Here is a 12,552-nt window from a genome sequence, read left to right as displayed (position 1 = left end):
TTGGTTTAAATATTAATGACACAAGAAGCATGAATGAGAGTTGAATTTCTTTAAATTATAATTGGGTAGTAAGGGACATTGAAATAATACGCACTTCCTATTTTCCTTTTAGCTTAATAACAATATGGAATCGTCGCAATCCCATTCACAATATAAGCATCCGATAGTAAATAATTTTAATTTGATTTAAATACTTAACAAAGCATTACACCACATTTAAGTGGAATCCTTCACAATCTCTTCTACACCTAATCATGGCGATTATAAACCAAGTTACATATATCTTTTTCGCTGTTAACCGCTTTGGCATAAACCAGATAACAATAAGGTTAATACTTAATGCTGTATATGGAGACCACCACATATTTAAACCACCTAATAAATACAAGTATTAGAGATTTAATTAGTTTTTCCAAATATAGAAAATTCATGACACAATTAAAACTTTTTATTTCACCAACCTGCCCCGTTACTTCAATAAGAATATGCATTACCGATGTTCAGTAATGCACTCAGTTAGTTGAATTAGTAAGTCGTTATATTGCCCAACCCCATTCACCTTTTAAGACATTTTCTCTTTCATCATTATCAATATCTGTGAAATCCCATTCCGTCCGTTTACACTTACGACAAGGTAATGGATAATTCTTGTCTTCATCACATCCAAATAATGTTGAAAAACTTCGTTCTAAATCATTGGGGTCATAGAACAAAGTACAAAGCTCAAAGTCGTGAATATATTGGCATTTACAGAATACACACTCTACAAATCTAAAATCAGCGTAATCATCTAGTATGTCACCTGTTTTAAAATTGTTTGCACTTATCATTACTTTCTCCTTTTATTAAATCAATAGCTTTAAGGTATTATACAACACTATTCTTGTTCCACTAACCTGCCCCTTTAGTGCAATAAAAAAAGCTGCCATAATGACAGCCTAATCTACAACTCTTGCACCCGTTAGCTGAATAAGGGAAATTTCCGTTACCCGCACTTCTTTTTTTACAAAACTATCCATGCTCTGACCCTCCCCCTGATTTTCACTTCTTTCCCCTGTATATCCAGGATTTTTGGACTGTATATTTCTAATGGCTCCAGATCAATATCTTGGGCATAATACAGTTTATATACATTAGAGAGGTGGGATAGTATGAGGCTAAGAAATGGGGATTTTTATACAAATGTTTTTACCAATAAGTTATTTAGGTTAAATGAAGATAAAGATAGTAGCTGGAACTTGAGTTTGCGGGATGAAGAAGGTTATCATGAAACAGAAAAGATATCAGGGCGTGATATGATTAGATTGGTAAAAGGTAGTTATAAAAAAAGCTAATAAAAAAAGCTATCCGATTCCTGTCATACTACCTATAATCAAATTTTTTTAGTGGAAAGTAGGTAAAACTTGAAACAATATAAGATGTTCCAAGGAAAAAGTCGCCTTTATGTCGAATATAGTAAATAAAGGGGATTATCCAATGAATAAAGTTGAGTTATTAAAAAAATTACTAAATAGTAGTCGAGGTAATTTGTTTTCATTAGAGATTCCTACTACAAAAGAAAGTGAAAAAAAGATTCAAGAAATGGTTAGAGTATTAGAGGCAGAAAAAAGAATTAAATTAAGAGAATATGTACAGAGAGAATACTCAGTTTATTTACATGGAATAATTAAGTATGCATCCGAATAATCGGATGCATTTTTTATTGGGGTGAATGACCATAGGGTTCTTCAAGTTATACAGTAAGCCAGGATGCGCAAAGAATTTTTATGAGATTTAGAAATTGTGAACCTTCATAACCCACTGAGCCAATAAATCCCCTAGGCATCTATTTTCTTAAATTAACCTGCCCCGTTTGTTCAATAAGGAGTTCAATAAAAAGTGCGTTAATCCTCATTGGATTAACGCACCCGTTATATACGTTTAGCGTGACGCTTTTGGCGGTTGGCACACGTCACATTTACGTTGGCTATTATTTTTAAATTTCGTAAATGTTTTTTCAAAGTTGCTACCACATGCACATTTAAACAGTAACTTTTGAGAAAAACCGTGGTATTCCGTCGTTAGCAACTTACTTTCCGAATTGTTCTCAACAAATTCTTTAATTTTACCAATCGTCCATCGTTTATTCATTCTCTTACACCCCCATTTTTTATTGCTAGTCGGAGGCTTTTCTTGGCATCCGTTCAATTATGAGTAAAAGTCGTAATTATCCTAAGTTCCTCATTATAACATGAGCAGGTACACAATTAAACAAATGGAAGGTATCTTATTAACCTGCCCCTTTAGTTCAACAAGAAAGAGCTTGCTTAATGACAGCTCTGATTTTAAACTCAAGCACCCAGTTAGTTCTATAAGCAACCTCGATAAGTTAAAAAAACAAACACTTTCTACCTAAGGAAAGGTTTGTTAGATAAGACTAATTATTTTAATTTAAGTACTATTTTTCCTTTTGCTCTTCCCGCCTCTGCATACTCCAATGCTTTTTGGGCATCTTCGAAAATAAAAACTTTATCAAGTGTAGGCTTAATCACTTCTGACTCTAACATTTTTGTTAAAATTTTCAACTGCTCTCCACTATGCTTCATAAAAAGAAACGTGTATTGGACATTATGTTTTTTTTCTAGCTTCGTAAGTTTATAACTTGCAATTGAAAATAAGGTTTTTTTAAATGAGCTAAATCCATTTTCTTTAGCAAAGCGACCATTCGGGATTCCAGATATAGAAACAATCTTTCCTCCTTTTTTTAATGTTACAAATGATCTCTCTAACGTCGCCCCCCCAATGGTATCAAGAACTGCGTTGTAGTCACGAATCGAATGTTCGAACTTTTCTGTCTTGTAATTAATAACTTCGTCAGCGCCAAGAGATTTTACTAAATCACTACCATCACTAGCTGTAGTTGCGACAAAAGCACCCATATGTTTTGCAAGTTGGATAGCAAATGTTCCTACTCCCCCTGATCCTGCATGTATTAATATTTTATGTCCTTTTTCAATTCGCAGAATATCATGAAAAGCTTGGTAGGATGTCAATCCGACTAGAGGGATGGAGGCGGCTTCTTCAAAACTTAAATTTTTAGGTTTTAATGCAATATCTTCTTGGTTAACAGAGAGATATTCAGTAAAAGTTCCCATTTTATTTGCTCTAGGTCGACCATATACCTCATTACCGACTTTAAACTTCGTGACACTAGTACCTACTTCAACAATTTTTCCAGAAAAATCATTTCCTAAAATTAACGGCATCTTGTATTTCAATAATAATTTTAATTCACCTTTTCGAATTTTTGTATCAAGAGGATTTATACTTGCCGCATATATCTCAACTAAGACCTCGTCATTATTTATTTTGGGCATAGGGAAGTCTAAAAAATTTGGTTTTTTACCGTAGTTTTCAATTGCTAAAGCTTTCATTACAATCCTCCACATTTTTATTTAACGCACATGTATCTTTTCATAACGAACATAAGAAAAAAGATTATGAATATCCCTAGATGGGATATTCATTAAATAAACTATTTTAAGAAAGGATAATCTGTATAACCTTCTTTTCCCCCTGCATAGAGCGTGTTTTTATCAGGTTCGTTTAGGGGAGCACCTGATTGAATCCGTTCTACAAAGTCTGGATTAGCTAGTACCCAAGTGCCTACTGTGACAACATCCGCAAGATTATTATCTACATCAGACGAAAGTTGATCTAGAGGACGACCTGGACGGTTAACAAGAAGTGATTGATCCCAAAGTTGACGCACATCTTTTAGGAATTGCTCGTTTCCAAAGTGCATTAAATGCAGATATGCAAGGTTAAGCTTATTTAATTCACTTATTAAATAGCGATACATCTCAAGGCTATTTTCCCCCTCATCAATGCCTTGCAGTGTTCCTTGAGGAGAAAAACGGATGCCTGTTCTTTCTGCTCCTATTTCATCAACAACTGCTTTAGCTACTTCAATAGCGAATCGAGAACGACCCTCAATCGTACCACCGTATGCATCTTGACGATGATTGGAGTTTTCACTAAGGAATTGTTGGATCAGATAACCATTCGCTCCGTGAATTTCAACTCCGTCTGCACCAGCTTCAATTGCTGAACGTGCTGCTAAACGAAACTCATTGATAACATCTTTTATCTCAAGCTCACTCAATTCTCTTGGTGTTGGAATTTCTTTCATTCCTTCTGCCGTGAAAATTTCTACACCAGGTGCAATAGCTGACGGTGCAACTGCTTGGCGGTGGTGAGGTGTGTTATCAGGGTGTGATACACGTCCAACATGCATAAGCTGAACAAAAATATGACCGCCTTCACAATGAACTTTAGAAGTTACTTTTTTCCACCCTTTAATATGATTTTCTGTATAAATACCAGGTGTATTAGTGTAACCTTGCCCATCATCTGAAGGTTGGGTTCCTTCGCTTATAATTAAACCGACTGAAGCACGCTGACCATAGTACTCTGCTACTAAATCGCTCGGTGTACCATCTGGTAAAGCTCTACTTCTAGTCATCGGAGCCATACCTATACGATTTTTTAAGTCAATGTTTCCGATACGAACTTTTTCAAATAATCTGCTCATATGAATACTCCTTTTTAATAAGAATTAGAATCAAGAAATGAATTTACGTGTTCTGCAAATAGTTCTGGAAATTGAAACAGATGCCCGTGACCAGAATCAGGATATATAATCAGCTGTGCTTTGGGTAATTTCTCTGTTAAGATATAACTGTTTTTAGTCGGTACCATCACATCATTAACACCATTAGTAACAAGTACAGGGTGTTTGATGTTTTGTAACCATTCATAATCATGATTAGATTTTTGTTTAGCCCATTTTGCAATGGCTTGTAATTGTGCCTCTTTTACTTGTTCTGAACTGTTTACTTTTTTCTGATTAAAAATTCTTTGTAGCGAAGCCATTCCTGCAGATTTACTTGTTTCGGTTTGTTCGTAGAAAAAGAACATAAAATCATTTATTCCATCTTCTTCCGTTCCGCCGTGACGATTCATTCTTTCAAAAATCTCTGGATTTGGATTAATACCAGATTCAGGCGAAGTACCTGCCATAATAATTTTTCTTACTAAATCTCCTTCTTGTAAAGCTAGCTCTTGTGCAACCATGCCACCAATGGAAAAACCAAGAATGTCAACTTGTTCTAATCCAAGAGTTTTTATAAATGTTGCTGTATCTTTTGCCATATCAGCAATTGTAGTAGGCGTTAGTCCATCGGTCTCACCAACCCCTTTATTGTCAAATAAGATTACTGGGCGTGTATTTGCAATAGGTTCAAGCATGTTTGGATCCCAGTTTTCCATCGTTCCTCTAAAGTGAACAAGAAATACTACCGGTATACCATCTTGTGTACCAAATTTTCTATATGCGTAACGAGTTCCATCTGCTTCAATAAATTCTGATTCTGTTGGTATTTTAAAGTTTGTCATTTTTGTGTTCCTCCTTAGAAATTAAAAAACGATTTTATAAGTATGCATTATGATGGTTTGTTTCATGCCGATTTTAGAATGATCGTTCTAAAAAGGGTGAAAAAAGAAAGCTAGTCCAACACTGAAAGTGCTAGAGTGATGATGCCTTCTAATTCTTTTTTATTGTAATTAGTTTTTATTAGTACTCTTATACCTACCAAATTGTTGTGTAAGAAACGAGATGTGTTATCAGAATCGATTTCTTTTGATAGCTCTCCACTAGTTTGGCCCCGTTTTATAAGGTTATTAAACATATCTTCAGTACGGTTAAACATTTTTGTAACTATGCGTCCAATTTCTTTGTCCAACAAAGATAATTCAATGGCTGCATTTACTGTTAGACAACCTTTTGGGTATTGTTCAATGGAATTCAGTATGAAAATAAAAACATCACGTATCGCCTGTTTAATGGATGAAGTGCTACTAATTATGCTTTCCATCTCATTGACGATGAGCTCTTCATAGTGATTAAGGGAAGCTAAGAACAATGAACGCTTGTCACCAAATGTGTCATATATACTCCTGCGGTGTATCCCCATATGATCCACCAAATCTTGCATGGATGTTTTTTCATAACCCTGTTCCCAGAAAAGCTCCATTGCTTTTCTTAATACTGCTTTTTCGTCAAACTCTTTACTTCTAGCCATTTTATTTCTCCTTAAAAAATCCATGAACCAATACTAACAAAAACAAACGTCATAATCTATTATAGAATGAACGTTCTAAAATAAACACATGAATTTCAAACCATGATTAAATAATACTCTTTTTAGAACGATTAGTAAAGAATCATAACTAACCAATAATCCCCAACACATTTGCTACATATCACAATGTTATCCGTTAATGTTCACTTAGGGGTACCGCCAAACATTTCTTCTATTAGTTTGGTTTCTTCAGGATTGTTTTCTTCCACTATTTCAATTAATGGATCAAACTCTTCTACAGATGCACTCATACCAAATAAACAAGAAACAGCAATTAGAAAAACCATCTGAGCCCTTACTCAACTAAACTGCCCCTTTAGTTGCATAAGAACCTGAAATGAAGAAGAGAAAAATTAAGACAAGAAGAATTAAAAGGAAATCCTTCTAGCAGCGTCACGGTGGAGGTCTTGCTGATTTAGTTGGTAGCTTAGGTTGGAAAGTACGGGAATTCTTATTCTTGTAATCATAATCGGCTTTATTTTTGTATCACTCTTCTGTTTCTTTATCTTCCCCCATTTGAACACCCCCTAATTAAGCAACCAGTCCTTTTAAATTTTACCACAAACAACCATTATCCTTGTTGAACTATCCTGCCCCGTTAGTCGAATAAGAAAAAAGCCACCAATATGGCAGCTCCGATCTTTAACTCTTGCTACCCGTTACTTTAAGTGTATTTTTTCACAAACCTTTAATTGTTCATTAAGTAAAGTAATTAGCTTTAGTAATATCCCTTATTACCTTAAAGCAGCTTTTTATTATTAATTCAAATAAAAACTTTAATAAAACATGCCAACAATATAAATCAAACGGAATAAAATTTCCACTTGTAGATCAATTTTGTCCAAATTGAACTCTTATCAAATTTTTCACTTTTTCTCCACTCTTATATTTATATAGGCACGGGTAGCCTTAATTATTGATACAAGTTTATATAAATATGAAGAGCAAGATTATAACTTTACAAAATATGATGGAAAACAAGATTGGGAATACCAAGAGCAAGTTGGTACAAGCAAGTTCTTCTCTTTACCATATATTGTTAAAAACTATACAAAGGAGACATTAAAATTGAATTGGGAGAATTTAGGGTTCGTAATATGTAAACCAGATGCTGTGTACTTACATTTAGAACAAGAAATTTTATCATTTTTGCAGCGAAAAGGTTTTAAGATACTTACTTGCAAATATGTGACTGTTACACCGGATCTATGCCGACTTTTATATTGGAATGAAGGTAACTTAGAGTGGTGGCACGAACTAGAAGCTGAATTCTATAATTTAGGAGAAAGTTTATGTGTGCTGGTTCAAGGTACACCAAAACCACCATACAAATCGGTTTCTGAGCTGATTGTAAAAAAATTGAAGGGAAACTTCAGACCTGAGAAAGCAAAGGAAGGGACAGTACGAAATACGTTTGGTTCAATTAACGGAATATTTAACTTATTTCACGCTGCAGATTGTACAAGTGCTACGAAAAGAGAAGCTGCATTATTTTTTACAACTGAAGAGTTAGAACGATTAACATATCAAGGTACTCCATACTTTCTTAAACAAAAAGAGAAGCACAATCTTGATTTTATAGAAATGTACTTTCGTATCAAGCAGCAATGCATACAAATTTCATCCATGAATCCCGGTGTGAAGAAAAGATATAAAAAATTTATAGATGAGAAGCACATTCAGTCGATTAGTGTAAGCAATTCCATGAAGCAAATTTGGCTGTACAAAACCTTGCAGGAGGAATATCAGATGTTTTATAAGGACATTCGCAAAGACAAATTATTGATGAGTATCACTGACTACAAACATTTTAAAAGAATAAAATTTGATGAGCTATTTCGAGAGTTCGTTACAGTGAGTATAAATCTTACAAGATGGGAAACCTGTTTGTTTAAAACGTCACTGTTATTGGCAGGCAAATTCTCTAAACCATAACAAAAAGACTTCTGAAGAAGTGCTATTTTTTTGTTTTATTTGTTTCCTCCTTGGAAAGAGGTTTTTTAATTTTTGTGAAACTTTTTGATTGGTAAAATCCTATCTGTAGGGAACAAATTTAATTATATTAAATTTCTTTTCCAGAATTACTTGGTTTTTGAAATTGAAAGGCAGGCAGATTCTAATTTTATTCATAAAAAATGAATTTCTTCTCCATGGTAAATAGCTTGGTGCTGCTCCTCGACCTCAACTTTTCGTTTAATTTACTTTCACCAATCGAAAAAGGTTTACCTTAATCGGTTTCCTGTCTTTCAATGAGATTCTTGCTTGCTGTAAAGTGCGACACGAAATCACACTTAACCGTACTGGATCATGATGTTTGCATGACCCAATGTCCTGATAAGCTTTGCATAGTATTTTGCCCGGCAGAGGTTTATAAATGGGAAGGAACACGGATGCAGGTAGGCTTTGAAGGCCGCCATGAATGCGGAAGCTGTCGGATAGGCTGCCCACACGAAAACATTAAATGGGAATATCCAAAAGGCGGACACGGGATTGTGTTTAGGTTAGCGTAAATTGTGAGCATTTTGTGAGCAAATGTGAACATAAATAGAACGCTCTTAACTGTTTGTATAAGTAATTAAGACGTTACTGTTTGATCGGTATCGTCTTTTTGTTTGTCTTTAACAAAATGGCTCTAAAATAGACAGTTTGTCCAATCATTTTTATCCTCTTCTTAATAAATTATAAAGAGAGTTTTAACTAAAAATTAGGGGGTGATTGGAAATATGTCAAGTAGTTCTTCAAGTAAGTCCAGTTCAAATAAGTCCAGTTGTAGTAGATGTAAAGGATGTGTATGCAGACAACTCAGAAAATTACAATCAGGTACTGAAGTAGATTTATTTTTAAAAGGCGGAACAGTAATCGAAGATACCAAGTTCGTTAGCTTCAATAAAAAGACTTGTTGTGCATTCTTCTGTGATAGTGAGGAAGAACCTGGGGTAATCGTTGTCGATTGTAGAGAAATTGCAGGATTCCGATTTGAAGCTGAGTGATTAATAAATAAAAAATAAGGACGATGCATTTTACTGTGTATCGTCTTTTTGTTTGAGTTCTTCATTAATATGGACAATAACAACATCTCAAACACATATATTGTCATTCTGAGAGGTTTACAACATTAGGATTATCATTCACTTGATCCTTAACTTATTTGACTCTAATGCGTGATGAAGAATACCCAGTTCTAGATCACTCAATGCTCTCTTAGGATCAAATAGGTTCAATCCACTCATGTAACTTTTACTCTTAATAAACTCAGTTGACTTTGGCATGGTCGTTTTTGGAGGGAGAGACAAAATGCCTTTTTCCAGCAAATATTGAGTGGCTAACAAATAAATTCTTTGAGTGGTAGAAGTAAGTCCCTCATAAAGCTTTATCACTTGGTTGTTGTAAGCCATATTCATATTCATGGTGCTATTGAGAAATACGCTCGTATTGACTGTGAATCAGCTTCCTTACGGACTTCAAAACAGCCAACAATATCAAGAACAAGAACGGATAAAGAATTGCGGAATACCAAATTTTCCATTGATTGTAATAAAAGTATCTAGATACTTCAGCTAACCACTCGTAAACTACGGCGAAAACCGAGCACCCTATGATGTACCAAAATTTCTGTGCAAAATTCTTCATGTACTGATAGTAATTCAGAAAAATAGCGTTAGCTGCAGGATAAATGCCGAATATGACAATCAAAGATCCCCATTGAACACCTTTCTGGAAGTAGCCGTACCAATCGAGTTTTAGGTCCAAGTAGATGTTTACTATCAGTTCAAAAACGCATGCAAACATACAGGTTGAGAATATCTCAGTTTTAGTCAACTTCTTAGGCATTAACCAGAACACGGCATTAAGTACAATAACCGTCAGTATTAAGAACCACACGTCACCTCACGTCCTTCACTATATTTTCCACAGAATCGAATAATTCATTCGCCATATAGCCGTTAAACAGTGCAATTCTTTTGTCTTATTCAAGTAGTCGAGTAGAAGGGAGCCTTTCTACCTTCCGGTAGATTGTACTCCTCCCCCTCACAGAACCGTGCTTGCACTATTAATGCACACGGCTCCTCCTAGTTATCGTTTACAGACTGTAGCTAATCTCTTTTCTTAGATTCAGATTTTGCTAATTCTGCTATCCATAGTAGTTTTGTTTCCATTTAGTATTCCTACCTCTGTGTGTAGTAAATGTAGCCCTACTAAGGGTGATAACTGGTAGCTAGCCTTTCCTCCATTGGCATTACCCAACTTCATTGGTACTACGCTGCTATCCGACTCCCTACACCGGCGTTTGGCTTCCTTACTTTTTATCGCTTGTACACCATACTCTTCTTACAAGAAAAGACCGGTAGGGTCTCCCGAGTTGCCGTATCATATCAATGTGTAACGTGCCAAGGTCTCTGACTCCAGAGAGGTTTTATCCATCTTGCCTTAAACGAAGGATAAAATGTAGCTTTCTACTGCAGGTAAAGTATCAGCCCTCTCGTTTTACTAACATTATGGAGCTCAATCCCTTCAACCAATTGGCTTTCGGCCCGCCACCTAACTGTCTACGCTTAAAGACTAAAGTTACCTTTAGCCCTCCAAGACTCGCTACGAGCGAATGGCTAGTTCTTACTCGACGGGAATCCCACCCGTTATATGATACGACCTAGGCTCGGCCGCACACCTGCCCCGTTAGCACAACAAAAAAAGCTGACGAAACGACAGCTCTGTTCTTCAATTCTTGCACCCGTTCGTAATATAAGGTTAGCCAGATTTTTCTGGTTGACCTTTTTTTAATTGGTTTTATTATATCGGTAGTCGGGGGAGGACGTAGCACCCGTGGGTCTTGAACCCGTCAAGTAAACTGTCCACCCCCTACTTGTATAATCATGTTTCAGGCTGGTTGGGACAAAGATCCCGTTTAACAAGCGAACCTATGACATTACAAGGAGTTTTAGGGGAAACCGACTAATATTGTATTTCTAGGAGGAGGAGATTCAAGTATGAATCCAGTCATTGGTCTGGATGTTTCAAAGGGTGAAAGTCAGGTCCAAGCATTTTTAGATAAAGGTAAACCATATCGTAAGAGCTTTAGTATTGAACATAATCTTGAAGGTTTGGGGAATTTATTGGAGTTCTTAAAAGAAGTTAAAAGAGCAGCTGGTGGTTATCAACCTTCGGTTGTTTTAGAATCAACTGGACACTACCATTTTCCTGTTATTCAATTCTTAGAGGAAGAAAAATATGTTTATATTATCTTAAATCCTCTTATCTCACATAGAGCCAAGAGCTCAAGCCTGCGAAAGGTAAAAACAGATGCAATTGATGCTTATCATCTTTGTGAACTGTTTTATAAAGAGGAATTAGAGCCATACAAGAAGCGTGGGGTTCAACTCTTAAACCTTCGTAATCTAACAAGACAACAAGAGAGTATTGCAGAAATATCAGCGAAAACAAAGATACAGCTACATTCTTTAATCGACCAGGTGTTTCCTGAGTACCGTGGGGTGTTTGGAAGCCTCTATTCTAAGGTATCTCTGCTTACTTTACTAGCCTTCCCTACTTCTAAGGCTGTGTTAAGTGTAAGTGAAAAAGAGTTAACGGATCGAATAGCTTCATTATGTATGAGTCGTTCAGAGTCTTGGGCAAAAGAAAAGGCACAGAAATTAAGAGCAGCTGCTCTTCAAAATCCTTTTCGAAATAATCTCTTCGAGAGTCATATCTTTAACCTTGAAATCTTAGTAAAGATTGTTCTTCAATATGAAGAGCACCTATCCAACATTGCGAATGAAATATATGCTCTCGCTAAAGAAATTGAAGAATACGAGATCCTTCAATCTATCCCTGGAATCGGAGAAAAAATCGCTGCCACGATTATCTCTGAAATTGGAGAGATAGATCGGTTTAATAATGCCAAGAAGTTAGTTGCATTCGCTGGAATAGATCCTAGTGTATATTCTTCTGGAAAGTTCACTGCATCAGTAAACCGAATAACCAAACGTGGTTCCTGTAGACTCCGCCACGCCTTGTATATGGCTGTGCAAAGTGGCATTCGGGATGCCCGTAAAAAGAAAACCACTGATGAGATCATTCCACGTAATAGAAGACTACGAGAGTTTTATGACAAGAAACGAGAAGAAGGAAAACCCTTCAGGGTAGCCATGATTGCGTGTGTAAATAAGCTCTTACACTGGATTTACGCCTTACTAAAAAGCAGAACCACTTTCCAAGATATAGCATAAAAACTATATCCAACTAAATACAACAAAACCTTCCAATAAGCGAAATGAGGAAGGTTATTTGGCATGGACATTTTTAGTATATCATGACGGGATCAAACATTTTATTGAAAAATGTTGACAAACTATTAGCTGGTTTACTTTAAGTG

At 35.7% G+C, this 12,552-nt stretch carries 13 protein-coding genes; 5 read left to right on the top strand and 8 right to left on the bottom strand.

What is annotated here, in order from left to right; translation table 11 throughout:
- Positions 1 to 536: 536 nt before the first annotated feature.
- Entirely contained in the window at positions 537 to 830 is a 294-nt protein-coding gene (locus RCG21_RS08565) for a hypothetical protein (protein ID WP_133340106.1), read from the bottom strand.
- A gap of 321 nt (positions 831 to 1,151) precedes the next feature.
- On the opposite strand from RCG21_RS08565, the gene RCG21_RS08560 reads away from it, so the two are divergent.
- On the top strand, positions 1,152 to 1,334 hold the full coding sequence (locus tag RCG21_RS08560) for a hypothetical protein (RefSeq protein ID WP_133340108.1): 183 nt from the start codon (positions 1,152 to 1,154) through the stop codon (positions 1,332 to 1,334).
- A 142-nt stretch (positions 1,335 to 1,476) separates the two neighbouring features.
- Positions 1,477 to 1,686: a hypothetical protein gene (locus tag RCG21_RS08555; protein WP_133340110.1), complete on the top strand. Its 210-nt coding sequence runs from the start codon at positions 1,477 to 1,479 to the stop codon at positions 1,684 to 1,686.
- Positions 1,687 to 1,920: 234 nt separating this feature from the next.
- Here RCG21_RS08555 and RCG21_RS08550 read toward each other — a convergent pair whose 3' ends face one another.
- The 6 genes from RCG21_RS08550 to RCG21_RS08525 all read right to left on the bottom strand — a co-directional run bounded on the left by RCG21_RS08550 (position 1,921) and on the right by RCG21_RS08525 (position 6,469).
- A complete protein-coding gene (locus tag RCG21_RS08550) occupies positions 1,921 to 2,130 on the bottom strand; it encodes a hypothetical protein (RefSeq protein ID WP_133340112.1) in 210 nt (69 codons plus the stop codon).
- A 290-nt stretch (positions 2,131 to 2,420) separates the two neighbouring features.
- Positions 2,421 to 3,413, bottom strand: a complete 993-nt coding sequence (locus RCG21_RS08545) for an NADP-dependent oxidoreductase (protein WP_133340114.1) — start codon at positions 3,411 to 3,413, stop codon at positions 2,421 to 2,423.
- Between the two features lie 101 nt (positions 3,414 to 3,514).
- Positions 3,515 to 4,573: an alkene reductase gene (locus RCG21_RS08540; protein WP_133340116.1), complete on the bottom strand. Its 1,059-nt coding sequence runs from the start codon at positions 4,571 to 4,573 to the stop codon at positions 3,515 to 3,517.
- Positions 4,574 to 4,587: 14 nt separating this feature from the next.
- Entirely contained in the window at positions 4,588 to 5,436 is an 849-nt protein-coding gene (locus RCG21_RS08535) for an alpha/beta fold hydrolase (protein ID WP_084006895.1), read from the bottom strand.
- Between the two features lie 110 nt (positions 5,437 to 5,546).
- On the bottom strand, positions 5,547 to 6,122 hold the full coding sequence (locus RCG21_RS08530; RefSeq protein WP_133340118.1) for a TetR/AcrR family transcriptional regulator: 576 nt from the start codon (positions 6,120 to 6,122) through the stop codon (positions 5,547 to 5,549).
- 203 nt (positions 6,123 to 6,325) lie between these two features.
- Positions 6,326 to 6,469, bottom strand: coding sequence for a hypothetical protein (locus RCG21_RS08525; RefSeq protein WP_165976417.1), 144 nt, complete (start codon positions 6,467 to 6,469; stop codon positions 6,326 to 6,328).
- Positions 6,470 to 7,250: 781 nt separating this feature from the next.
- Between RCG21_RS08525 and RCG21_RS08520 the strand changes: the two genes are divergently transcribed.
- Positions 7,251 to 8,117: a nucleoside-diphosphate kinase gene (locus RCG21_RS08520; protein ID WP_165976418.1), complete on the top strand. Its 867-nt coding sequence runs from the start codon at positions 7,251 to 7,253 to the stop codon at positions 8,115 to 8,117.
- A gap of 314 nt (positions 8,118 to 8,431) precedes the next feature.
- Positions 8,432 to 8,692 carry a ferredoxin family protein gene (locus tag RCG21_RS08515; RefSeq protein WP_133340122.1) on the top strand — a complete coding sequence of 87 codons (261 nt, stop codon included), beginning with the start codon at positions 8,432 to 8,434 and terminating at the stop codon, positions 8,690 to 8,692.
- Between the two features lie 901 nt (positions 8,693 to 9,593).
- Here the strand turns inward: RCG21_RS08515 and RCG21_RS08505 are convergent.
- Positions 9,594 to 10,013: a CBO0543 family protein gene (locus RCG21_RS08505; RefSeq protein ID WP_308914255.1), complete on the bottom strand. Its 420-nt coding sequence runs from the start codon at positions 10,011 to 10,013 to the stop codon at positions 9,594 to 9,596.
- A 1,154-nt stretch (positions 10,014 to 11,167) separates the two neighbouring features.
- Between RCG21_RS08505 and RCG21_RS08500 the strand changes: the two genes are divergently transcribed.
- Positions 11,168 to 12,406 (top strand): IS110 family RNA-guided transposase, encoded by a 1,239-nt coding sequence (locus RCG21_RS08500; protein ID WP_133340745.1) that lies wholly within the window; start codon positions 11,168 to 11,170, stop codon positions 12,404 to 12,406.
- Positions 12,407 to 12,552 lie beyond the last annotated feature (146 nt).

The sequence above is a fragment of the Bacillus salipaludis genome (genome assembly GCF_030938565.1).
GTDB lineage: Bacteria > Bacillota > Bacilli > Bacillales > Cytobacillaceae > Neobacillus > Neobacillus salipaludis_A.
This window is presented reverse-complemented; position numbering and strand designations above follow the sequence as displayed.